Genomic DNA, 22,016 nt, shown 5'->3' on the forward strand with positions numbered 1-22,016 from the left:
TCGCCTTGTCTGAGACATTTACACCGCAGCGCCGAGGGCCTAACCCGGTGCTGCCAAGTCGAAGGAGCAGCTCCATGGCGATCACCGTGCAATCCTCCCGCCCCGCCGGATCGCGGCAGGCCGTGGTCTTCTGCTGCAACGAGGCCTACCTGCCCTTCGCCCTGCATGCCGCCGCCCAGATCGCCGCGCTGTCGCCGGAACGCGGTTTCGATATCTGCCTCTGCTGCAGCGAGGCGTGGCTCGACGTGCCCGCGGCATTGGAGCCCTTGAACCTGCGGATCTGCCGGATCGATGTCGGCGCCGTCTTCGACGGGCTGCGGCTCGATGCCAACCGGACGCATGACGTCTATCTGCGCATCGCCTTGCCCGAGGCGCTGGCCGGGGATTACGGCCGCATCCTCTATCTCGACTCGGACATCTTCGTGCAGGGCGGCGATTTTGCGGCGTTGCTGGCGGTGGATCTCGGCGGCCGTCCGATCGGCGCGGTGCGCGACAATATCCAGTGGCGCACCCCGGATCGGCGGCCCGAGCAGTTCAAGCGGCTGGGCATTGCGACTGCGCCTTATTTCAATGCGGGCGTGCTGCTGATGGATGTGCCCGCCTATAATGCGATGGATCTGCTGGGGCGCTGCGTCGACCTGGGCCGGCGCGAGGCGGACCGGATGATCCGTCACGACCAAAACCTCTACAATGCGGTGCTGAAAGGCGACTGGGCCGAATTGAGCCCGATGTGGAACTGGCAATACAGCTGGGCGGCGCGTCTTTTCGAGGCGATGCGCAGCCCGCATATCGTGCATTTCATCGGGACGCTCAAACCTTGGGCAGACCGCGAGGGCCAATTCTCGCCGCGCTTCGCCCGCAGCTTCGATGCCTTTCTTGCCACCCATTTTCCAGATCGCACCCGCAAACCCGTGAGTGCCGGGCTATTGCCCGACCACCGGCTGATGCGCCGCATGCTGTTCAAGCATTTTCTGTCGGCCTCGAGCCTCTCGCGTTATCTCGCGCAGTTTCCCAGCGACCTGACGGTCCGCAAATGAAACGCGCCTGGCAAAGGATGCTGTCGGGCCGGCGGCTGGACCTTCTGGACCCGACGCCGATGGATATCGAGGTCGAGGACATCGCCCACGGTCTCGCCTTCGTCGCCCGCTGGAACGGCCAGACCCGGGGTGACTGGGCCTATTCGGTCGCGGAACATTCGTTGCTGGTGGAGCAGATCTTCACCCGCTGCAATCCGGGCGTGGCGCCGCGCTGGCAATTGGCGGCGCTGCTGCACGATGCGCCGGAATATGTCATCGGCGACATGATCAGCCCGGTAAAGGCTGCCATCGGCACGAATTACGGCGAGCTGGATGCACGGCTCGCGGCGGCGGTGCATCTGCGCTTCGGCCTGCCAGCGGTCCTGCCGGGGATAATAAAGAAAGAGATCAAGCGCGCCGACCGGATTTCAGCCTGGCTGGAAGCCGTGCAGATCGCAGGCTTCACCGAGGCGGAAGCCGATCGTTTCTTTGGCCGCCCGCGCGATGCGCTGCTGGAAGGTCTGGAAATCAGACTGCGCCCACCGGTGAATGTGCGGGCAGATTTCACTGCCCGCCATTTTGCCTTGCTGGCGGCTGTCGACGGTTCGTAACCGTCAGATCGCCATGCTGTCGGCGGAGGCGCCCGATTTCAGCGCCGCCTCGAACCAGCGCGGTTTGCGGCCCCGGCCCGACCAGGTGTCGTTCGGATCGGCGGGGTTTGCGTATTTCGGCGTCGCGGCGGCGCGCTTGCGGCTGGCGACCGTGCCGGTCAGCTCGGCGAGCGAAAAGCCCATTTCCCGCGCCTTTTCCTCGAGCTCGACCAGAGCGTCGCGTTTGCGGCGGTCTTCATAGGTCGAGATCGCCTTGGCGACCTGGGACTGAAGCGCCTTCAGCTCCTTGAGAGACATCGTGTCGATATTGGTTTCCACGTCGCTGTTCCCTTTAAAAGCGGTATGCAAGTCATTTACGAAATCAAAACGAGCGTCAATAGCCGCCGGTTCCTTCTGATTTAAACATGCTGATATTCGCTGACCGCACGAATCAACACTTGTCCTTTTAGATATGGGCTCCGATCGTCCGCGAACTTACTTGGAAATGGTTTAACTCTCGAACAAAAACGCCCGGCCGCGTTTCCGCGACCGGGCTTGTGTTCACCGGACCAAGGTCCGGACTGTCGGATCTTTCAGACCCGGCTCAGCGCGGGCTGCGCTTTGCCAGAATGCGTTGCAAGGTCCGGCGATGCATATTCAGCCGGCGCGCCGTTTCCGAGACGTTGCGGTCGCACATCTCGTAGATCCGCTGGATATGCTCCCAGCGCACCCGGTCCGCAGACATTGGGTTTTCCGGCGGCGGCGGCAGGCTTTCGCCCTTGGCCAGCAAGGCATGCGTCACCTCATTGGCATCCGCAGGCTTCGACAGGTAATCCGTCGCGCCGATCTTCACCGCGGCGACTGCCGTGGCAATCGCCCCATAGCCGGTGAGTACGACGATCCGGCAATCCGGTCGCCGCTCACGCAGCACTTCCACAACATCCAGCCCGTTCCCGTCTTCCAGCCGCAGGTCGACCACCGCATAAGCCGGCGGTCGTGCCTGGGCGATGGATTTTCCCTCGGCGACGCTCTGTGCCGTTTCCAGCACGAAGCCCCGCTTTTCCATCGCCTTCGCCAGTCGTTTCAGGAACGGCTCGTCATCATCGACGAGAAGCAGAGATCTATCCGCTCCCAGATCAAACACCATGTCCTCAGCCATAGCACCACGCCCTTTGTTATCCCCGACCTCAGGAATATGCCCTTCGCGAGAATCGTCCAAGGGGCTAGATCAAACGCCGCCGTTCACGAAGCACGAAATTCGATCGGCCATCTGGTCGGCCGTGACCTCGCGCTTGAAGAAGTCCATGAAGCCCTGACGGGGCATCATCAGGTAGGTGAAGGTGGAGTGATCGACGAGGTAATATTCGTCGGTCGGGTCCTGCACGCGATAATAGGTCTTGTAGGCCTGCGAGGCCGCCTTCACCTGCTCCTCGCTGCCGGTCAGCGCGATCATCCGCGGATGCATCGCCTCGGCGAACTCCCCCATCACCTGCGGCGTGTCGCGCTTGGGGTCGACCGAGATGAAGACCGGCGTGACCTCTATCCCCTGCTCCTCGAGGATATCCACCGCCTCGGCATTGCGCTGGTTGTCGAGCGGGCAGACATCCGGGCAGAAGGTATAGCCGAAATAGACGAGCGACGGCTTGGTGATGACATCGGCATCGGTCACGGTCTTGCCGGTCTGGTCCACCAGCGTGAAGGGCCCGCCGATATCGCCACCGCCTCCGGCCACCTGACCCTCGCGGCACTGGGCATAGGGGTCGCCCGACCGCTGCGTATAGATCCAGGCCGCCGTCCCGCCCATCAGGGCGAGGACCGCCACCGCCGCCGCGCCTGCGTATAGCTTTGTCACGTCAGTTCCTCTTTGCCACACCCCTGCCATGCTGGATTGAACCCGGACAGGCCGCGTTCTACCAATGGCCAGGACACACAACTAGCAGCAAGCGCGATGATCCTCCAGACCGACGGTCTTCTGAACCGCGACACGCGCGGCGACTGGGTGCGCCTGCGCACGCTGATCCTGCTGCGCTGGATGGCGATCTTCGGCCAGCTGACGGCCATCGTCGTCGCCGACCGCTACTTCGGCATGATCCTGCCGCTCGGCCTCTGCTTCATGGCCGTCGGCGCCTCGGTGGTCGCCAACCTGATCGCCGGCTTCGTCTTTCCGCAGAACCGCCGCCTGACCGAGGCGCAGGCGCTGTTCATCCTGCTCTTCGACATCACCCAGCTCTCGTTCCTGCTGTTCCTGACCGGCGGCCTCTCCAACCCCTTCGCGCTGCTGATCCTCGCCCCGGTGACGATCTCGGCCCTCGCCCTGGAGCTGCGCACCACCGTCATCCTCGGCGTCATCGCCATCGGCCTGCTGACCTTCACCGCCTTCTTCAGCCTGCCGCTGCTTCTGGGCGACGGCAGCCGGCTCGTGCTGCCCAAGCTCTTCGAGTTCGGTTTCTGGCTGGCGATCGTCATTGGCCTGCTGTTCCTCAGCCTCTATTCCCGCCGCGTCGCGACCGAGATCCGCTCGATGTCCGACGCGCTGCTGGCCACGCAGATGGCGCTGGACCGCGAGCAGAAGCTGACCGATCTCGGCGGCGTCGTCGCCGCGGCGGCGCATGAGCTAGGCACGCCGCTCGCCACGATCAAGCTGGTCAGCTCGGAACTGGCCGAGGAACTGCGCGACAAGCCGGCGCTGCGCGAGGATGCAGAGCTGATCCGCACGCAGGCCGACCGCTGCCGCGACATCCTGCGCTCGATGGGACGCGCCGGGAAGGACGACCTGCAGATGCGGCAGGCCCCCTTGGGCGAGGTGCTGCGCGAGGCTGCCGAGCCGCATATCAGCCGGGGCAAGCGGGTGGAGTTCGACCTTTATCCCAGCCGCGACGGCGACGACCGCCAGCCGGTGATCCTGCGCCGCCCCGAGGTGATCCACGGGCTGCGCAACCTGATCCAGAACGCGGTGGATTTCGCCCGTTCGACGGTCTGGATCGACGGCGAATGGACGATGGACACGATCACCGTCCGCATCGTCGATGATGGCGCGGGTTATCCGCAGCAGATCATCGGCCGGATCGGCGACCCCTTCGTTCGCCAGCGCCGCAGTGAGCAGGATCTCGTCCGCCGCCCGGGCTACGAGGGGATGGGGCTGGGGCTCTTCATCGCCAAGACCCTCCTGGAACGCTCCGGCGCGGAGCTGAGCTTTGCCAATGCCGCCGACCCCTTCCTGATGAGCTACGAACGCCCGGAGCGCTGCGGCGCCATCGTCGAGGTGATCTGGCCGGTCGACCGGCTGGTGGTGGCCCCCTATCAGCCCCTGGGCGAAAACACCCTGATCCAGAGCTGACGACCCCGGCAGCGTCGCGTTGGCGCTGCGCAAATCTGCCGCAGCATTAACGGGCTGTTAACCTTCCCCCGGGATGGTCGGACGGAGGACTTATCCTGCGTCGGGGTGGCACGTTGCAGCTAGATTGGACCTTCGGACTAGAACTCGTCCTGATCGCCACCCTTGCCGCCGCGGCGGGCATCGTGCTGATGGCGATCCTGCAATCCGGCTCGATGCAGCAGCGCGACGCGATCTTCACCGACGCGCATGGCGGCACCGCCTTCCTCTTCGATGGCGAACAGCTGATCGACGCCACCCCCGGCGCCCGCGCCCTGCTCTCCTTCAGCCCGGCGCGGGGTGGGCCCTGGGCCAAGCTCGTGGCCTATCTCGGCCCGCGCTTCCCGGGCTTCGAGGAAAGGATGGCCGAGCTCCCGTCGCAGGGCCGTCTGGTGATGACCTCGGGCGGCGCCGCAAATGATCCGCTGATACTGCAGGCCGAACTGCGCGGCGGCCTCGTCCGCATTACCCTCCACGACCAGAGCAGCCCGATCCCCGCGCGGCTCGACCTTGTGGCACAGCGCGCCATGGCGGAGGAGCTGGACCAGCTGCGCAGCACCGTGGCTCAGGCCCCGCTGCTCATGTGGCGCGAGGATGCCGAAGGCGCGGTGGTCTGGGCCAATGCCGCCTATCTCGCCCAGACCGCCCGCTATCTCGAGCCCGGCGAAGACCTGTCCTGGCCCCTGCCCCGTCTCTTCGAGCGCACCGCCACCGGACAGGGCGCGGCAGGCCAGCGCCAGCGGCTCGAGAAATCCGAAACCGGGCGTTGGTTCGACCTGCTCGGCTTTCCCGAAGGCAAGGGTCGGCTGCTCTTTGCCCTGCCCGCCGATGCCGCCGTTCAGGCCGAGGAGAGCCTGCGCGAATTCATGCAGACGCTGGCCAAGACCTTCGCCCATCTGCCCATCGGCCTCGCGATCTTCGACCAGCAGCGCCAGCTTGCGCTGTTCAACCCGGCCCTCGTCGATCTCACCGGCCTGCCGCCCGATTTCCTGTCGCTGCGCCCCCGGCTCTTCGCCTTCCTCGACGCGATGCGCGACAACCGGATGCTCCCCGAGCCGAAGGATTATCGCAACTGGCGCAAGGAGATGACGGCGATGGAAAAGCAGGCCTCGCAGGGTCTCTACGAGGAAACCTGGACGCTTGCGGCGGGCCAGACCTACCGCGTCATCGGCCGGCCGCATCCCAATGGCGCGCTGGCGCTGATGTTCGAGGATATCTCCAACGAGATGTCGCGCACCCGCCGCTACCGTGCCGATCTGGAGCTCGGGCAGTCGGTGATCGATGCGATGGACGAGGCGATCGCGGTCTTCTCGCAGGCGGGGCATCTGGTGATGTCGAACGCCGCCTATGCCGCGCTCTGGGGTCACGATCCGGCAGCGGCTCTGGGCGAAGAGGGTATCGCCCAGCTCTGCGCCCATTGGCGCAGCCTCACCGCGCCCTCGCCGATCTGGGCGCAGGCCGAGCAGTTCGTCGGCACGCTGGGCGAGCGAATTCCCTGGGCTGCCGAGGCGCGGCTGACCGACGCGCGGCTCGTCTCCTGCCGCTTCGCTCCGCTCACCGGCGGCGCGACGCTGGCGTCCTTCCGGCTGGCGGGCCCGGCGGAAGGCTCGGCGCTGAACCTCGCCACCAGCCGCCTGACCGCCTGAACCGGGCTTGCGGCGGGCGGTGGGCGCGGGCATGGTCGCGCCATGCCGACCGACACCAAGCTCACACTCTCCCTCCCCTCGGAGGAGGCGACCACCCGCCTCGGCGCGCTCTTGGCCGGGCTCCTGCGCCCGGGCGATACCGTCCTGCTCGAAGGGCCGATCGGGGCCGGCAAGACCCATCTCGCCCGCGCCCTGATCCAGACGCGGCTCGGTCATGCCGAAGATGTGCCCTCGCCCACCTTCACCCTGATCCAGACCTACGAGACCCCTGGGGCCGAGATCTGGCATGCCGACCTCTACCGCCTGACCCATCCCGACGAGGCGCTGGAGCTGGGGCTGGAAGCCGCCTTCGACACCGCGATCTGCCTCGTCGAATGGCCCGACCGGCTCGGCGCGCAGGTGCCGCCAGACGCGCTGCGGCTCACGCTCCGCGCTGAGGGCGAGGGGCGGCAGGCGGTCTTCACCGGCGGGCGCGAGGGTCTGCGGGCCGAGATCGAGCGGGGATTCGATGTCCGCACCTGACCGCCAGAGCCTCTCCGCGGCCTTCCTGCAGGGCATCGGCTGGGGTGCGGCAGATCGTCGCTTCCTCGCCGGAGACGCCTCGGATCGGCGCTACGACCGGCTGACGCGCGGCCAAACCAGCGCCGTGCTGATGGATGCGCCTCCCGGACAGGGCGATGATTCGGCGGCCTTCGTCGCCATCGACCGCCATCTGCGCGGCCTCGGCCTCTCGGCGCCCGAGATCTTCGCAGAAGATCTGTCCACCGGATTCCTGCTGCTCGAAGATCTGGGCGACGCGCTCTACGCCCGCCATCTCGCCACCGCCCCCGGGGACGAGGCCGAACTCTACGCCGCCGCCACCGACGTGCTGCTGCACCTGCAGCGCGCGCCCGCCCCGCCCGGCATGCCCGATCTGACCGCCGCCGACTGGGCCGAAGCCGCCGCCTTCGCGCCCGACTGGTATGGCCGCGCCGCCGGGGGCCCGGCCCGCGGCCCCGCCTTCACCGCCACGCTGACGGACCTGCTGCGGCGCCATGCCGACGGGCCGCGCGTGCTGATCCTGCGCGACTACCACGCGGAAAACCTGCTCTGGCTCCCCGACCGCGCCGGGATCGCCCGGGTCGGGCTCCTGGACTTCCAGCTCGCGCAGAACGGCCAGCCCGGCTACGATCTGGTCTCGCTCTTGCAGGACGCGAGGCGCGACGTGCCCGAGGCGCTGGAGCAGCGGATGATCCGGCGCTTCGCCACCGCGACCCGCCAGCCCGAGGCGGCGTTTGCCGCCGCTTATGCCGTACTCGGCGCCCAGCGCGCCCTGCGGATTCTCGGCATCTTCGCCCGGCTCTGCCTGCAGGGTGGCAAGCCCCAGTATGTCGCGCTGATCCCGCGGGTCTGGGGCCAGCTGCAGCGCAACCTCGCCCATCCGGCGCTGGCGCCACTCGCCGCGCTCTGCGCCGAGCTGCTGCCCGCGCCCACCGACGACGTTCTGGAAAGGATCCGCGCCCGATGCGCCAGCTTCCCGACGCGCTGATGCTATTCGCCGCCGGTCTCGGCACGCGGATGGGCGCGCTGACCGCGACGGAGCCCAAGCCGATGATCCCGGTGGCGGGCAGGCCGCTGATCGACCATGCGCTGGCGCTGGTCGAGGCGGCAGGCATTACCCGCACCGTGGTCAACACCCATTACCGCCCCGAACCGCTGCGGGCGCATCTCGCCGACCGCCGCGTCACCCTCTCGCACGAGCCCGCGCTCCTGGAGACCGGCGGCGGCCTGCGCAAGGCGCTGCCTCTCCTGGGCGAGGGCCCGGTCTTCACCCTGAACAGCGATGCGGTCTGGACCGGGGCGAACCCGCTCACCGAGCTGCGCGACGGCTGGTCCGACAAGATGGACGCGCTTCTGCTGCTCCTGCCGGCGGAGCAGGCCTCCGGCCATCCCGGCGCCGGGGATTTCCTGCTCGACGCCGAGGGCCGGATCACCCGCGCCCAGGGCCGGCCCGGCCTCGTCTATCTCGGCGCGCAGATCCTGCGCACCGAGCGGCTGGCGGACATCAATGCCGAGGCCTTCTCGCTCAACCTGCTCTGGGACGCGATGATCGCCGAGGGCCGCGCCTTCGGGCTGATCCATCGCGGCGGCTGGTGCGATGTCGGCCGGCCCGAGGGCATCGCCGAGGCCGAGGCCCTGCTGGAGCGCGCCGATGTTTGACAGCCCCGGCCCGCGCATCTTCGCCCTGCCGCCCGGCGTCGATTTCCCCGAACGACTGGTCGCGGGCCTGCGCGCCCGCATGGCCGGTCAGCCGCCCGAGGCGATGGCGGGGATGCTGCTTTACGTCAACACCCAGCGGATGCGGCGGCGGATCGTCGAGCTGTTCACCGCCGAGGGGGCGAGCTTCCTGCCGCGTCTGCGGCTCGTCACCGATGTCGCCGCCCTGCCCGGCCTGCCTGCCGCCGTCCCGCCGCTGCGGCGGCGGTTGCAGCTGACCCAGCTGATCGGCCGGCTGCTCGACGCGCAGCCCGATCTCGCCCCCCGCTCGGCGCTCTTCGATCTGGCCGACAGTCTCGCCACGCTGATGGACGAGATGCAGGGCGAAGGTGTGCCGCCCTCGGCCATCGCCGCGCTCGACGTGTCGGACCATTCGGCGCATTGGCACCGGACGCAGTCCTTCATGGGCATCGTCGCGCCGTTCTTCGAGGGCGAGGAGGCGCCGGATTCGCAGCAGCGTCAGCGCATGGCGGTGGAGCGGCTCTCGACCCTCTGGAAGTCGGCGCCGCCGCAGGGCCCGGTGATCGTCGCGGGCTCCACCGGCTCGCGCGGCACCACGGCGCTGTTCATGCAGGCGGTGGCGGCGCTGCCGCAGGGCGCGCTGGTGCTGCCCGGCTATGATTTCGACCTTCCGGCGCCGGTCTGGGACGGGCTCGCCGATGCGATGACCGCCGAGGATCACCCGCAATACCGCTTCCACAAGATCCTGACCATGCTCGGCGCCACGCCCGCCGAGGTGCAGCGCTGGACCGGGGACGAGGCCCCCTGCCCTGCCCGCAACTGCTTGATTTCGCTGTCACTTCGTCCCGCGCCGGTCACCGATCAATGGCTGACCGAAGGCCGGCTGCTGACCGATCTGGCCGAGGCCGCGCGCGACATGACGCTGATCGAGGCGCCGGGTCCGCGTGCCGAGGCGATGGCCGTCGCCATGCTGATGCGCAAGGCGGCGGAGGACGGGCGGCGCGTGGCGCTCATCACCCCCGACCGCGGACTGACGCGGCAGGTGACGGCGGCCCTCGACCGTTGGGGCATTCTGCCCGACGATTCCGCCGGTCGTCCGCTGCCGCTTTCGCCGCCCGGGCGTTTCCTGCGCCACATCACCCGGCTCTTCGGGCAGCGCCTGACCGGCGAGGCGCTGCTGACCCTGCTGAAGCACCCGCTGACCGCCACCGGCGCCGATCGCGGCAACCACCTGCGCTGGACCCGCGATCTGGAGCTGGAGCTGCGCCGCAACGGCCCGCCCTTCCCAACCGGCGAAACGCTGGCCGTCTGGGCGGCGACGCGGCCGCAGGATGGCATCGAAGATTGGGCGCGCTGGCTGGGCGAGGTCTTCGCTGGCGTGGAAGAGACCGGCACGCGCAGCCTCACAGATCACGTCACCGCCCATCTGGCGCTGGCCGAGGCTCTGGCCACCGGACCGGGCGGCGCGGACAGCGGCGAGCTGTGGCTGAAGGAGGCGGGCGAGGCGGCGCAGGCCAAGGTGGCGGAGCTCGTGGCCGAAGCGGAGCAGGGCGGCGATCTGACCCCCGCCGATTATGGCGATCTCTTCGATGCGATCCTCTCCACCGGCGAGGTGCGCGACCCGACGCAACCGCATCCCGACCTGATGATCTGGGGCACGCTGGAAGCGCGGGTGCAGGGCGCGGATCTGGTGATCCTCGGCGGGCTGAACGACGGCATCTGGCCGCAACTGCCGCCGCCTGATCCGTGGCTGAACCGGCAGATGCGGCTGAAGGCCGGGCTGCTGCTGCCCGAGCGCCGCATCGGCCTTTCGGCGCATGACTACCAGCAGGCCATCGCCGCGCCCGAGGTGGTGCTGACCCGCGCCATCCGCGATGCCGAGGCCGAGACCGTGCCCTCGCGCTGGCTCAACCGCCTGATGAACCTGATGAGCGGGCTGGGCGAGCAGGGTGGGCCGGAGGCTCTGGCCGGGATGCGTGCGCGCGGCCATGAATGGCTGGCGCTGGCGGCGGCGCTGGAAACCCCGGCGCATGAAGTCCCGCTGGCCAAGCGTCCCGCGCCACGGCCCCCGGTCGCTGCGCGGCCGCAGAAGCTGGCGGTCACCGGCATCCGCACGCTGATCCGCGACCCCTATGCGATCTACGCCCGCCACATCCTGCGGCTCTTCGCGCTCGACCCGCTGAAACAGGCCCCCGACGCCCGGCTGCGCGGCTCGATCCTGCACAGCGTGCTCGAGGATTTCGTGAAGACCCGCCGTCCCGACGTGCCCGAGACCCGCGACGAGGCCCGCGCCCGGCTGATGCGGATCGCCGATGAGGTTCTGGCGAAGGATACGCCATGGCCCGCCGCCCGCGCGCTGTGGCGGGCGAGGCTGGAACGCGCCGCCGATTTCTTCCTTGATGCCGAAGCTGCCAGCGGCGGCTCCCCGGTGATCCTCGAGGAGCAGGGCCGCGTCGCGCTCGGCCCCTTGCCCTTCACCCTCACCGCCAAGCCCGACCGCATCGACCTTCTGCCCGACGGGCGGTTGCATATCCTCGACTACAAGACCGGGACGCCGCCGACCAAGAAGCAGCAGGCCCAGTTCGACAAGCAGCTGCTCTTGGAGGCCGCGATGGCCGAACGCGGCGGCTTCAAGGGGCTGGAGACGGCGGAGGTGGCCAAGATCAGCTACATCGGTCTCGGCACCTCGCCGAAGATCGAGGAAACCGCGCTCGACCCCGAGATGCTCGGCGAGGTCTGGGAGGATCTGCACCGGCTGATCGGCCGCTATCTCTCGGCGGAACAGGGCTATGCCTCGCGCCGCGCCATGTTCGGCGAGCGCTTCCCCGGCGATTACGACCATCTCGCCCGCTTCGGCGAATGGGAGATGAGCGACCCGCCCGAACCACAGGACGTGCCATGAGGGATGACGCCAGCGAACGGCAGGTGCAGGCGGCCAACCCGCGCGCCTCGACATGGCTTTCGGCCAATGCGGGCTCGGGCAAGACCCGGGTGCTGACCGACCGGGTGGCGCGGCTGCTGCTGGACGGGGTGGAGCCGCAGCGCATCCTCTGCCTCACCTATACCAAGGCCGCGGCATCGGAGATGCAGAACCGCCTGTTCCGCCGTCTGGGCGAGTGGGCGATGCTGGGCGATGCGCCGCTGCGCGCGGCGTTGGACGACCTCGGGCTCGACGGGCTGCAGGACGAGACGCTGGTGAACGCCCGCCGGCTTTTCGCCCGCGCCATCGAGACGCCGGGCGGGCTGCGCATCCAGACCATCCACTCCTTCTGCGCTTCGCTGCTGCGCCGCTTCCCGCTGGAGGCCGGGGTCTCGCCGCAATTCACCGAGATGGACGACCGCGCCGCGAGCCTGTTGCGCGAGGAGATCGTCGAGGAGATGGCCGACCGTCTGGCGCCCGAGATCGTCACCGATCTGGCCCGCGCCTATACCGGCGAGGATTTCGGCAAACTGGCGCATGAGGTGGCCAGCCGCCGCGCCGGGCTGCTTGAGGCGCTGGACGGGCAGGCCTGCCGCGCGCTCTTCGGGCTGGGGACGGTGGATGCCGGCACGCTGGTCGCGCAGGTGCTGCAGGGCGGGGAGGAGGACTGGCTGCCGCAGCTGATCGCGGCGCTCGACGGCGGCGCCAGCACCGACCAGAAGGCGGCGCAAAAGCTGCGCGGGCTGCGGCTGGAACGGCCGGGGCTGACGACACTGGCGGTGCTGGAAGATGTCTTCCTCACCGGCGCCTCCGCGAAGGAGCCCTTCACCGCCAAGCTCGGCAGCTTCCCGACCAAGGCAACGCGGGCCAAGCTAGGCCCGCTGATCGACCGGCTCGAACCCTTGATGCTGCGGACCGAAGCCGCGCGCCAGACCCGCATCTGCCTGCAGGCGGCGGAGAAAACCCGCATCCTGCGCGCCTTCGCCGCCGTCTTCCTGCCGATCTACGCCGCCCGCAAGCAGGCGCGCGGCTGGCTCGACTTCGACGACCTCATCACCCGCGCCCGGATGCTGCTGACCGATCCGTCGGTCGCGCAATGGGTGCTGTTCCGGCTGGACGGCGGCATCGACCATATCCTCGTCGACGAGGCGCAGGACACCAGCCCCGACCAGTGGCGGGTGATCGAGCTTCTGGCGCAGGAGTTCACCGCGGGCCGCGGCGCGCGCGACGTGGCGCGGACGATCTTCGTCGTCGGCGACAAGAAGCAGTCGATCTACTCCTTCCAGGGCGCCGATGTCGAAGCCTTCGACAAGATGAAAAACCATTTCAGCCAGCGGCTGAACGAGGCCGACACCAGGCTGGAAGATCTCGACCTGCTGCATTCCTTCCGCTCCTCCGCCACCATCCTGCGGCTGGTGGACCTGACCTTCGACGAGCGGCGGCGGCAGGATCTGGGCGGCGAGGTCAAGCACATCGCCTTCCGCGACATGCCGGGGCGGGCGGAGCTCTGGCCGCTGATCCCCTCCAGCAAGGACCCCGAGAGCGAGAACTGGTTCGACCCCGTCGATCTGATCTCCGACGAGCATCACGCGGCCCGGCTCGGGCGGCAGGTGGCGCGGCGCATCCGGGCGATGATCGAGACCGGCGTGCAGATCCCGGCGGGAAAGGCCTTCCGCCCAGTGCATGCCGGGGATTTCCTGATCCTGGTGCAGCGCCGCTCCGACATCTTCGCCGAGATCATCCGCGCCTGCAAACTCGAGGGCCTGCCCATCGCCGGCGCCGACCGGCTGAAGCTGGGGGCGGAGCTGGCGGTGAAGGATCTGGCGGCGCTCCTCTCCTTCCTCGCCACGCCCGAGGATGACCTCTCGCTTGCCGCAACCCTACGCTCGCCGCTCTTCGGCTGGACCGAGGGCCAGCTCTATGCGCTGGCCCAGCCGCGCAAGGGCTATCTCTGGCGGGCGCTGCGCGACGCCGAAGCCGAACATCCCGATACCGTCCGCATCCTGCGGGATCTGCGCGATCAGGCCGATTTCCTCCGGCCCTTCGATCTCATCGAACGTGCGCTGACCCGGCACGATGGTCGGCGCCGCCTGCTGGCCCGGCTGGGTGACGAGGCCGAGGACGGGATCGACGAGCTTCTGTCTCAGGCGCTGGCCTATGAGCGCACCGATGTGCCGAGCCTGACCGGCTTTCTCACATGGCTGCAGACCGACGATGTCGAGGTGAAGCGGCAGATGGATGCCGCGGGCGGTCGCATCCGGGTAATGACGGTGCATGGCTCCAAGGGGCTCGAGGCGCCGATCGTCATCCTGCCCGACACCGCCGACCGCGGCGTGCGCGAGCATGACGAGATCTTCGCGCTGGAGACCGGCGTTCTGGTCTGGAAGACCGCCTCCGACGCCAGCCCGCCGCAGATCGCCGCCGCCCGCGAGGCGCGCAAAGCCAGGGCCGCGGCAGAGAACATGCGGCTGCTCTATGTGGCGATGACGCGGGCGCAATGCTGGTTGATCGCGGCGGCGGCCGGCAAGCTGGAGACCGGCGGCGCCTGGCACGACCTGATCCGGCAGGGCATGGTCGCGGCGGGCGCCGAGCTGCTGCAGGACGGCGGTCTGCGGCTGAGCGAGGGGAGCTGGCCCGAGCCGCTGCCGGGGCAGGCGGCACCGATGGCCGGCCCCGCCGATCTGCCCGGCTGGGCCGCCACCCCGGCGCCCGAGCCCGTCCGCCCGCCGGAGCTTCTGTCGCCCTCGGCCCTCGGCGGTGCCAAGGCGCTGCCCGGCGAGGCGTTGCTGGAGACCGAGGCGGCCAAGGCGCGCGGCACGGCGCTGCACCTCTTGCTGGAGCAACTGCCCGAGCACGACCCCGCGCTCTGGCCCGACCTCGCGGCAGGTCTGCTGCCAGAGGCCCCCGACCTAGCAGAGCTGCTGATCGAGGCGCAGGCGGCGCTCGCCCTGCCAAGCCTCGCCGCACCGCCCGGCGGGCAGGTGCTGCTGGAAGTGCCGCTGACCGCCGAGATCCGCGGGCGCAGGCTCTACGGCGCCATTGACCGGCTGATCGTCGGGCCGGATCTGGTGACGGCCATCGACTACAAGTCGAACGCCGTCGTGCCGCAGCGCCCCGAGGATGTGCCGGACGGCCTGCTGCGGCAGATGGGCGCCTATGCCGAGGCGCTGGCGCAGATCTATCCTGACCGCCGGATCGAAACCGCGATCCTCTGGACGCGCACCGCCCGGCTGATGCCGCTGCCATGCGATATGGTGAGGTCTGCCCTGCAGTCGGCCACGATACCTTGACGCGGCAGGGGGGCCTCCCTAGGTTTACCCGACAATTCCCATCAGGAGACATTGAGATGTCCACCGTCGCCGTCACCGACGCCACCTTCGATGCCGAAGTCCGCAAATCCGACGTTCCCGTCATCGTCGACTTTTGGGCCGAATGGTGCGGCCCCTGCCGCCAGATCGGCCCGGCCCTTGAAGAACTCTCGAACGAATACGCCGGAAAGGTGAAGATCGTGAAGATCAACGTCGACGAGAACCCGGAAAGCCCGGCACAGCTCGGCGTCCGCGGCATCCCGGCGCTGTTCCTGTTCAAGGACGGTCAGGTAGTGTCGAACAAGGTCGGCGCCGCACCCAAGGCCGCTCTGGCCAGCTGGATCGCCAGCGCCATCTGATCTTCGGGCCGTTCGCGGTCCTGCAAGGGCGCCCTCCGGGGCGCCTTTTTGCATCAGAAGTGCCAGTTGTGCTTCACCATCCGCGCGCGGATCTGCTCCTCCGCCTCCGGGGCGCCGGCGTTGATCGTGTTCTCGTGGAAGAACCAGTAGAGATAGGCCGCGAAATCCGGGGGCCGTCCCTTAGCCACGGCGAAGGCATGCTGCACCCCGTCGCGCGGCACCGAACCCGCGATATGCTGGAAATCCACCCCGCCGAACAGCACCGCCGGTTTCTTGAAGAAGAACCCGGTCAGCGCCACCGAGGAATTCTGCGTCACCACCAGATCGCAGGCGGCGAGCAACGCCTTGGCATCGGCCTGCACCAGCTGGAACCGCGGGTTGTTCTGCGCCAGCGCCTCCAGCGCGTGCAGTTCCGTCGGGCTGTAGCGCTCGCGCGGATGCAGCGTGGCGCGGATCGGGCGCTTGTCGGCGACCAGCGTCGCCTGGATCATTGCCAGCGGGCTCATCGCCTGGAACGAGCGGTGTTCCAGGAGACGGCCCTGCAGCGGCATGAAGATGAACCCCTCGCGCGATACCACCGGATCGCCCACCAGCCGCTCGCGCCAGCGGCGGAAGAAGGCCTTGGCCGGCACCGGATCGACCGAGCGCGGGTTGAACCGGGCCAGCGCGACATCGAACCACCAGCGTTCGTTCGTCGCCTCGATCTGCCAGAACGGATAGTGATAGGCCCGCCGCAGGCAGAGGCAGCGCGGCCCGACCGGCTCCTGCATGTGGAACAGCGACCAGCCGTGCCGACGCTCCGGGTCGTTCATCTCGGCGGCGCTGTCGTGATGGATAATCAGCCGCAAGCCGAAGGGTTCGACCGCCGCCCCGATGCGGTTGACGATGTTCACCCGCCCCGCCTGAGCGTCTTCACACATCGGAGAGGGCAGATAGATGTTGAGAACCCGGTTGTGCGGCATCTTTCTCTCGTGGCTTTGGCCGAACTATCCCGCGACCGGGCTAAAACTTGTTTAACGCGGCTCCGAGCCCGGTTTGCGCGCCAAGGTGACGCGCGGCACCTCGGGTTGTTTCGCCCCCGGGGTGGCTCCATATAGGGTCAAACGGAGGCTTTCATGGCAGAAGACAGGTTTCCCGGCTGGCATGGCACGACCATTCTGGCGGTGCGGCGGGGCAATGAGGTTGTGGTGGCGGGCGACGGGCAGGTGAGCCTCGGTCAGACCGTCATCAAGGGATCGGCGCGCAAGGTGCGCAGGCTCAGCCCCGGCGGGCGCGACGTTGTGGCGGGCTTCGCCGGATCGACGGCGGATGCCTTCACCCTCCTGGAGCGGCTGGAAAAGAAGCTCGAGGCGATGCCGGGCCAACTGGCGCGGGCCAGCGTCGAGCTGGCGAAGGACTGGCGCATGGACAAGTACCTGCGCAATCTCGAGGCCATGCTGATCGTCACCGACGGCTCGACGCTGCTCGTCATCACCGGCGCAGGCGACGTGCTGGAGCCGGAGCATGACGTGGCCGCCATCGGCTCGGGCGGCAACTTCGCCCTCGCCGCCGCGCGCGGCCTGATGGCCACCGAGATGCCCGCCGAAGAGATCGCCCGCCGCGCCATGGCGATCGCCGCGGACATCTGCGTCTACACCAACGGCAACCTGACCGTGGAGCGTATTGCCCAATGACCGACCTGACCCCGCGCGAGATCGTCTCGGAGCTCGACCGTTTCATCATCGGCCAGAAAGACGCCAAGCGCGCCGTGGCCGTGGCCCTGCGCAACCGTTGGCGGAGGAAGCAGCTGGCCGACGACCTGCGCGACGAAGTCTATCCCAAGAACATCCTGATGATCGGCCCGACCGGCGTCGGCAAGACCGAGATCTCGCGCCGTCTGGCCAAGCTGGCCAAGGCGCCCTTCCTGAAGGTCGAAGCGACGAAGTTCACCGAGGTCGGCTATGTCGGCCGCGACGTCGACAGCATCATCCGCGATCTGGTCGATGCCGCCATGGTCGAAACCCGCGCCCGGATGCGCGAGGATGTGAAGGCCCGGGCGATGAAGGCCGCCGAGGACCGGGTGATCGAGGCCATCGCCGGCAAGGACGCCCGCGAGCAGACGCGCGAGATGTTCCGCACCAAGCTGAAGAAGGGCGAGCTCGACGCCACGGTGATCGAGGTCGATGTGACGGATACCTCGAACCCGATGCAGGGCTTCGATCCCACCGGGCAGGGCCAGATGGGGATGATGAATCTCGGCGACATCTTCGGCAAGGCCTTCGGCGGCCGCACCCAGAAGCGCAAGATGACCGTGGCCGAGAGCCACGACGTGCTGATGAACGACGAGGCCGACAAACTCTTGGACGACGAGGCGGTGAAGGCTGCGGCGCTGGAGGCGGTGCAGGAGAACGGCATCGTCTTCATTGACGAGATCGACAAGGTCTGCGCCCGCTCCGACATGCGCGGCGCCGATGTCAGCCGCGAGGGGGTGCAGCGCGACCTGCTGCCGCTGATCGAGGGCACTACGGTCTCGACCAAATACGGCCCGATCAAGACCGACCATATCCTGTTCATCGCCTCGGGCGCCTTCCACATCGCCAAACCCTCGGACCTGCTGCCCGAGCTGCAGGGCCGCCTGCCGATCCGGGTAGAGCTGCAGGCCCTGACCGAAGGCGATTTCGTCCGCATCCTGACCGAGACCGACAACGCGCTGACCCGGCAATATTCGGCGCTGATGGCGACGGAGAAGGTCGAGGTCAGCTTCACCGAGGACGGGATCGAGGCCCTGGCCAACATCGCCGCCGAGGTGAACCGCGCCGTGGAGAATATCGGCGCCCGCCGGCTCTACACAGTGATGGAGCGGGTCTTTGAAGAGCTCTCCTTCGTCGCCCCCGACAAGCCGGGCGAGGCGGTGGTGGTGAACGCCGCCTATGTCGAGACCAATCTCGGCGAACTCTCCCGCTCGGCTGATCTCAGCCGCTACGTCCTCTGACGGCAAAGGCCCCCGCCGAGGGGGCCTTTTCTTTTCCGCCGGAGGATGAAACCAAGGGCGCGACAAGAGGTCGCACATGCCATTCTTCACCTTCCTGCGGGCCAATGCGCCCTTCCTGTTCGTCGGCTTTCTGCTGTCGTTCCTGTCCAGCTTCGGCCAGACCTTCTTCATCTCCACCTTCGGCGGCGAGATCCGGGCCGAGTTCGGCCTGTCGCATGGCCAGTGGGGCGCGGTCTATGGCATCGCCACCACCTTCTCCGCCGCCGTCATGCTCTGGTCGGGCGGGCTGACCGACCGGTTCCGGGTGCGGGCGCTCGGGCCGATGGTGCTGGGCGGGCTGGCGCTGACCTGCGTCGCCATGGCGCTCAACCCCTTCGTCATGCTGCTGCCGGTCGCCATATTCGCGCTGCGGCTGCTGGGGCAGGGCATGACCAGCCATATCGCGGGCGTCGCCATGGCGCGCTGGTTCGTCGCCTCGCGCGGGCGGGCGCTGGCCATCGCCGCGCTCGGCTTCTCCTTCGGCGAGGCGCTCTTGCCGGTGGCCTTCGTGGCGCTGAAGGGCGTCACCGGCTGGCGCACGCTCTGGCTCGTCGCCGCGGCGATCCTGCTCGTCAGCCTGCCGGTGCTGGCCCGGCTGCTGCGGCAGGAGCGCACGCCGCAGTCGATGGCCGCCGAGGCGCAGATCGGCGGCATGCACGGGCGGCACTGGTCGCGGAACGAGGTGCTGCGGCACCGGCTGTTCTGGTTTCTGGTGCCGGCGCTGCTCGGACCCTCGGCCTTCAATACCGCCTTCTTCTTCCAGCAGGTGCATCTGGCCGAGGTGAAGGGCTGGGCCCATGTCGGGCTGGTCGCGATCTTCCCGGCCTATTCGGCGGCAAGCGTGGTGGCGCTGCTGGCCTCGGGCTGGGCGGTGGACCGCTTCGGCACCGCCCGGCTGATGCCGCTGTTCCAGCTGCCGCTGGCGCTGTTCTACTTCCTCTTCGCCGGCGTCGACAGTCTGGCCCTCGCCCTGCCGGTCATGCTGCTGATGGGCCTCACCTCAGGGGCGCAGGCCACGGTCCCGGTGGCCTTCTGGGCCGAGTTCTACGGCACCCGCCACATCGGCTCGATCAAGGCCACCGCGGCGGCGATCATGGTTCTGGGCTCGGCCATCGGCCCGATCCTGACCGGGGCGCTGATCGACCTCGGCATCAGCTTCCCGCAGCAGATGGTCGGGATCGGCCTCTATTTCCTGCTCGCCTGCCTTCTGGCCGGGATAGGCGTCGGCACGGCCAAGCGCAGCCTAACGGTGTCGGCGTAGATAGACGTAATAGGCGCCTTCGCCGCCGTGCTTCAGATGCGCGGCGGCGACCTGCAGCACCGCGGGCCCCAGAGGCGGCATCCGCAGCCAATGCGGCACCTGATGCCTGAGCACCCCCTGCCGCTGCGGGATCGGCCCGTGATCCTCGGTCCGGCGGCTGCCCTTGCCGGTGATGACCAGCACCAGCCGCATCCCGTCGGCATGGGCGTTGAGGATGAAGCGGATCAACTCTGGATGCGCTTCGGACAGGGTCATGCCATGCAGGTCGATCCGCGCCTCGGGCGACAGCTTGCCGCGTGACATGCGGGCGAAGTTCTTGGCGTCCATCCGCAGCGGCGCCGTGGCCAGCTGATCGCGCAGCGGCGGCAGGATGTCATGCTGCGGCGCGTGGCGCACCTTCTCGCCGATGCGGAACCGCCCGAAGGCCGGAGCGGGAGTGATGGTTTCGGGCTGATGCGACAGCGCGGGCGGCAGGTCGAGCTTCGGCGTCTGGCTGCGCACGCGCGAGGGGTGCATCGGCTGGGCCGTGCGGGCCACGGCCTCCCACAGCTCCTCCTCCTCGGGGCGCAGGGTGCGGCGGCGGGCCATGGCTCAGTTCTCGGGCAGCATGGCGAAGGCGCGGTCGATCGGCAGCAGCACCAGCATCCGCCCGCCATCCTTCACCGTGCCGGCGCGGTCGCCCGCGGCAGCGCCCGTGCCATAGAAGATATCCGCCCGCTGCGCGCCCTTGATCGCCCCGCCGGTGTCCTGCGCCACGAAGAGCCGCCGCAGCGGCTCGGCGCCGTCCTTCTCGACCCAGACCGGCGCGCCGAGCGGGGTGAAGGCCGGATCGACGGCCAGGCTGCGCATCGTGGTGATCGACCGACCCATCGCCCCGATCGGCCCCTTGTCGGCGGCAAGATCCGCCAGCTTGCGGAAGAAGACATAGGACGGGTTCACCTGCAGCAGCGCCATCCCCTCGACCGGGTTGCGCCGCACCCAGTCGCGGATCGACTGGGCCGAAACATCCTCGATCCGGTGGGTGCCGCGCCGGACCAGCTCCTGGCCGATGCTGCGGTAGGGATGGCCGTTCTTGGCCGCATAGCCCACCCGCATCACCCGCCCGTCGGGCATGCGGATGCGGCCGGAGCCCTGAACCTGCAGGAAGAACGCTTCCACCGGATCATCGAGCCAGGCAATCTCCAGCCCGCGCCCGCGCAGCAACCCCGCCTCGATCTCGCTCCGGCTGTGCCAGAGGCTGCCCTCCACCAGTTCCGGCGGCTTGGCATAGATCGGCCAGGCGAAGCGCGGCGTGCGGTGCGGCGAGCCGGGCAGTTCCGGTTCGTAATAGCCGGTGAACAGGGCCGGCGGCTCGCCGATCTGCACCGGCTTGAAGAACATCTCGAAGAAGCTGCGCGCGCCCGCGTCGCTCGTTTCCGCCTCTTCGGCCAATGCGCAGAGCGGCCGCCACTCCGGGTCGGTCAGCTGCGCGCAGGTGGTGCGGAACGTGGAAAGGGCGGCGCGATGATCATCCGCCGCCCAGCCGTCAAGGCTTTCGAAATCCAGAACCTGCGCCGAGGCGCCGCCGCCGACCGCGGTCACGGCGCAGAGCGCCAGGGCACGGAGCAGCCCACCCATCACTCCCCGGTGGCGATGAGGCGCCAGTTCGGGTCGGACGCGCCCATGCGCCGCTCGAAGGTCCAGATGTCGCGCTGGCGGCGCACTTCGGTCGGGCTGCCCTCGACGATCTCGCCCGCCTGATTGCGCACGACCGAAGTCAGCTCGCCCAGGAAGCGCACGGCGATCTGCGCCTCGCGCGTGTCGCGGTCAAAGCTCGCCTCGTGCAGCGTCAGCTCGCGAAGCCCGACGAAATGCGCCTCGACCGTCAGCCCCTCCGCCTTGCGCGCCTGCACCGCCTCGTCGAAGCTGGCAAAGACCTCGGGCGACAGGAACGGGCGGATCTGCTCCAGCTCGCCCTTCTCGAAGGCCATCAGGATCATCTCGTAAGCGCCGCGCGCGCCCTGCAGGAAGTCGCCCACGCCAAAGCCCGGCTCGGCCATCTTCATGGCAGCCAGCGCCTTGGCCGAAGGGCTGCCATCGGTCACATGGTCGATGATGTCGCGATCCGGCCCGCCCTCGATCACCTCGAAGTCGCGACGCGGACGCGGGCGCGGCTCCTCCAGCGGGACGACGGGCTTTTCGAAACCTTCACGGGTGCCGAGAACATTCTTCAGCTTGATGATCAGGAAGACGGCGATCCCGGCCAGCACCAGCAATTGGATCAGGGAAGAGCTCATATGTAACCTCGGTCGGGGCGTCGGGCAGCGGATTGGACGA

General features: G+C 68.6%; 20 protein-coding genes. 13 read left to right on the plus strand and 7 right to left on the minus strand.

What is annotated here, in order from left to right:
* The first annotated feature begins 80 nt into the window (after positions 1–80).
* Positions 81–1,037, plus strand: a complete 957-nt coding sequence (locus AC3A5Z_RS16565) for a glycosyltransferase family 8 protein (RefSeq protein ID WP_487520589.1) — start codon at positions 81–83, stop codon at positions 1,035–1,037.
* Positions 1,034–1,627 carry an HD domain-containing protein gene (locus AC3A5Z_RS16570; protein ID WP_487520426.1) on the plus strand — a complete coding sequence of 198 codons (594 nt, stop codon included), beginning with the start codon at positions 1,034–1,036 and terminating at the stop codon, positions 1,625–1,627. The genes AC3A5Z_RS16565 and AC3A5Z_RS16570 overlap by 4 nt, the downstream gene beginning before the upstream one ends.
* A 3-nt stretch (positions 1,628–1,630) precedes the next feature.
* On the opposite strand, the gene AC3A5Z_RS16575 is transcribed toward AC3A5Z_RS16570, so the two are convergent.
* The 3 genes from AC3A5Z_RS16575 to AC3A5Z_RS16585 all read right to left on the minus strand — a co-directional run bounded on the left by AC3A5Z_RS16575 (position 1,631) and on the right by AC3A5Z_RS16585 (position 3,458).
* Entirely contained in the window at positions 1,631–1,924 is a 294-nt protein-coding gene (locus AC3A5Z_RS16575) for an H-NS histone family protein (protein WP_487520590.1), read from the minus strand.
* Positions 1,925–2,210: 286 nt separating this feature from the next.
* Positions 2,211–2,765 (minus strand): ActR/PrrA/RegA family redox response regulator transcription factor, encoded by a 555-nt coding sequence (locus tag AC3A5Z_RS16580; RefSeq protein ID WP_107662976.1) that lies wholly within the window; start codon positions 2,763–2,765, stop codon positions 2,211–2,213.
* A 69-nt stretch (positions 2,766–2,834) separates the two neighbouring features.
* On the minus strand, positions 2,835–3,458 hold the full coding sequence (locus tag AC3A5Z_RS16585; protein WP_487520427.1) for an SCO family protein: 624 nt from the start codon (positions 3,456–3,458) through the stop codon (positions 2,835–2,837).
* Positions 3,459–3,554: 96 nt separating this feature from the next.
* Here AC3A5Z_RS16585 and regB point away from each other — a divergent pair, with 96 nt between their 5' ends.
* The 8 genes from regB (at position 3,555) to trxA (ending at position 15,429) form a co-directional block, all read left to right on the plus strand.
* Positions 3,555–4,943: a sensor histidine kinase RegB gene (gene regB, locus AC3A5Z_RS16590; protein ID WP_487520428.1), complete on the plus strand. Its 1,389-nt coding sequence runs from the start codon at positions 3,555–3,557 to the stop codon at positions 4,941–4,943.
* 113 nt (positions 4,944–5,056) lie between these two features.
* Complete coding sequence (locus tag AC3A5Z_RS16595) at positions 5,057–6,625, plus strand: PAS-domain containing protein (RefSeq protein WP_487520429.1); 1,569 nt, start codon at positions 5,057–5,059, stop codon at positions 6,623–6,625.
* Positions 6,626–6,667: 42 nt separating this feature from the next.
* Positions 6,668–7,147 carry a tRNA (adenosine(37)-N6)-threonylcarbamoyltransferase complex ATPase subunit type 1 TsaE gene (gene tsaE, locus AC3A5Z_RS16600; protein ID WP_487520430.1) on the plus strand — a complete coding sequence of 160 codons (480 nt, stop codon included), beginning with the start codon at positions 6,668–6,670 and terminating at the stop codon, positions 7,145–7,147.
* The gene (locus AC3A5Z_RS16605) at positions 7,134–8,153 is read left to right on the plus strand and encodes an aminoglycoside phosphotransferase family protein (protein WP_487520431.1); all 1,020 of its coding nucleotides are present in this window, start codon (positions 7,134–7,136) and stop codon (positions 8,151–8,153) included. Before tsaE ends, AC3A5Z_RS16605 begins: the two co-directional genes overlap by 14 nt.
* Positions 8,129–8,824 carry a nucleotidyltransferase family protein gene (locus tag AC3A5Z_RS16610; RefSeq protein WP_487520432.1) on the plus strand — a complete coding sequence of 232 codons (696 nt, stop codon included), beginning with the start codon at positions 8,129–8,131 and terminating at the stop codon, positions 8,822–8,824. The genes AC3A5Z_RS16605 and AC3A5Z_RS16610 overlap by 25 nt, the downstream gene beginning before the upstream one ends.
* Positions 8,817–11,744, plus strand: coding sequence for a double-strand break repair protein AddB (gene addB / locus AC3A5Z_RS16615; protein WP_487520433.1), 2,928 nt, complete (start codon positions 8,817–8,819; stop codon positions 11,742–11,744). Before AC3A5Z_RS16610 ends, addB begins: the two co-directional genes overlap by 8 nt.
* Positions 11,741–15,052, plus strand: a complete 3,312-nt coding sequence (gene addA / locus AC3A5Z_RS16620) for a double-strand break repair helicase AddA (protein WP_487520434.1) — start codon at positions 11,741–11,743, stop codon at positions 15,050–15,052. Before addB ends, addA begins: the two co-directional genes overlap by 4 nt.
* Positions 15,053–15,108: 56 nt before the next feature.
* Entirely contained in the window at positions 15,109–15,429 is a 321-nt protein-coding gene (trxA, locus tag AC3A5Z_RS16625; protein ID WP_487520435.1) for a thioredoxin, read from the plus strand.
* A gap of 53 nt (positions 15,430–15,482) precedes the next feature.
* On the opposite strand, the gene AC3A5Z_RS16630 is transcribed toward trxA, so the two are convergent.
* Positions 15,483–16,391 (minus strand): hypothetical protein, encoded by a 909-nt coding sequence (locus tag AC3A5Z_RS16630; RefSeq protein ID WP_487520436.1) that lies wholly within the window; start codon positions 16,389–16,391, stop codon positions 15,483–15,485.
* Positions 16,392–16,544: 153 nt separating this feature from the next.
* Between AC3A5Z_RS16630 and hslV the strand changes: the two genes are divergently transcribed.
* From hslV to AC3A5Z_RS16645, 3 genes are all read left to right on the plus strand, one after another.
* Positions 16,545–17,102: an ATP-dependent protease subunit HslV gene (hslV, locus tag AC3A5Z_RS16635; protein ID WP_487520437.1), complete on the plus strand. Its 558-nt coding sequence runs from the start codon at positions 16,545–16,547 to the stop codon at positions 17,100–17,102.
* Complete coding sequence (gene hslU, locus AC3A5Z_RS16640) at positions 17,099–18,400, plus strand: ATP-dependent protease ATPase subunit HslU (protein WP_487520438.1); 1,302 nt, start codon at positions 17,099–17,101, stop codon at positions 18,398–18,400. The genes hslV and hslU overlap by 4 nt, the downstream gene beginning before the upstream one ends.
* Positions 18,401–18,476: 76 nt before the next feature.
* Entirely contained in the window at positions 18,477–19,700 is a 1,224-nt protein-coding gene (locus AC3A5Z_RS16645; RefSeq protein ID WP_107661992.1) for an MFS transporter, read from the plus strand.
* Here the strand turns inward: AC3A5Z_RS16645 and AC3A5Z_RS16650 are convergent.
* From AC3A5Z_RS16650 to AC3A5Z_RS16660, 3 genes are read right to left on the minus strand one after another with little or no spacing between them, the layout of a single operon-like run.
* Entirely contained in the window at positions 19,683–20,288 is a 606-nt protein-coding gene (locus AC3A5Z_RS16650) for a Smr/MutS family protein (protein WP_487520439.1), read from the minus strand. The genes AC3A5Z_RS16645 and AC3A5Z_RS16650 overlap by 18 nt on opposite strands.
* Before the next feature lie 3 nt (positions 20,289–20,291).
* A complete protein-coding gene (mltA, locus tag AC3A5Z_RS16655; RefSeq protein ID WP_487520440.1) occupies positions 20,292–21,317 on the minus strand; it encodes a murein transglycosylase A in 1,026 nt (341 codons plus the stop codon).
* Positions 21,317–21,976 carry a Tim44/TimA family putative adaptor protein gene (locus tag AC3A5Z_RS16660; RefSeq protein WP_487520441.1) on the minus strand — a complete coding sequence of 220 codons (660 nt, stop codon included), beginning with the start codon at positions 21,974–21,976 and terminating at the stop codon, positions 21,317–21,319. Before AC3A5Z_RS16660 ends, mltA begins: the two co-directional genes overlap by 1 nt.
* Positions 21,977–22,016: the final 40 nt, after the last annotated feature.

The organism is Cereibacter sp. Soil_C_27 (assembly GCF_057657095.1).

Coding starts and splice junctions, on each gene's coding strand:
- AC3A5Z_RS16570 (WP_487520426.1), top strand. CDS start 1,034: ATGAAACGCGCCTGGCAAAGGATGCTGTCGGGCCGGCGGCTGGACCTT.
- AC3A5Z_RS16575 (WP_487520590.1), bottom strand. CDS start 1,924: ATGTCTCTCAAGGAGCTGAAGGCGCTTCAGTCCCAGGTCGCCAAGGCG.
- AC3A5Z_RS16580 (WP_107662976.1), bottom strand. CDS start 2,765: ATGGCTGAGGACATGGTGTTTGATCTGGGAGCGGATAGATCTCTGCTT.
- regB (WP_487520428.1), top strand. CDS start 3,555: ATGATCCTCCAGACCGACGGTCTTCTGAACCGCGACACGCGCGGCGAC.
- tsaE (WP_487520430.1), top strand. CDS start 6,668: ATGCCGACCGACACCAAGCTCACACTCTCCCTCCCCTCGGAGGAGGCG.
- AC3A5Z_RS16605 (WP_487520431.1), top strand. CDS start 7,134: ATGTCCGCACCTGACCGCCAGAGCCTCTCCGCGGCCTTCCTGCAGGGC.
- AC3A5Z_RS16610 (WP_487520432.1), top strand. CDS start 8,129: ATGCGCCAGCTTCCCGACGCGCTGATGCTATTCGCCGCCGGTCTCGGC.
- addB (WP_487520433.1), top strand. CDS start 8,817: ATGTTTGACAGCCCCGGCCCGCGCATCTTCGCCCTGCCGCCCGGCGTC.
- addA (WP_487520434.1), top strand. CDS start 11,741: ATGAGGGATGACGCCAGCGAACGGCAGGTGCAGGCGGCCAACCCGCGC.
- trxA (WP_487520435.1), top strand. CDS start 15,109: ATGTCCACCGTCGCCGTCACCGACGCCACCTTCGATGCCGAAGTCCGC.
- AC3A5Z_RS16630 (WP_487520436.1), bottom strand. CDS start 16,391: ATGCCGCACAACCGGGTTCTCAACATCTATCTGCCCTCTCCGATGTGT.
- hslV (WP_487520437.1), top strand. CDS start 16,545: ATGGCAGAAGACAGGTTTCCCGGCTGGCATGGCACGACCATTCTGGCG.
- hslU (WP_487520438.1), top strand. CDS start 17,099: ATGACCGACCTGACCCCGCGCGAGATCGTCTCGGAGCTCGACCGTTTC.
- AC3A5Z_RS16645 (WP_107661992.1), top strand. CDS start 18,477: ATGCCATTCTTCACCTTCCTGCGGGCCAATGCGCCCTTCCTGTTCGTC.
- AC3A5Z_RS16650 (WP_487520439.1), bottom strand. CDS start 20,288: ATGGCCCGCCGCCGCACCCTGCGCCCCGAGGAGGAGGAGCTGTGGGAG.
- mltA (WP_487520440.1), bottom strand. CDS start 21,317: ATGGGTGGGCTGCTCCGTGCCCTGGCGCTCTGCGCCGTGACCGCGGTC.
- AC3A5Z_RS16660 (WP_487520441.1), bottom strand. CDS start 21,976: ATGAGCTCTTCCCTGATCCAATTGCTGGTGCTGGCCGGGATCGCCGTC.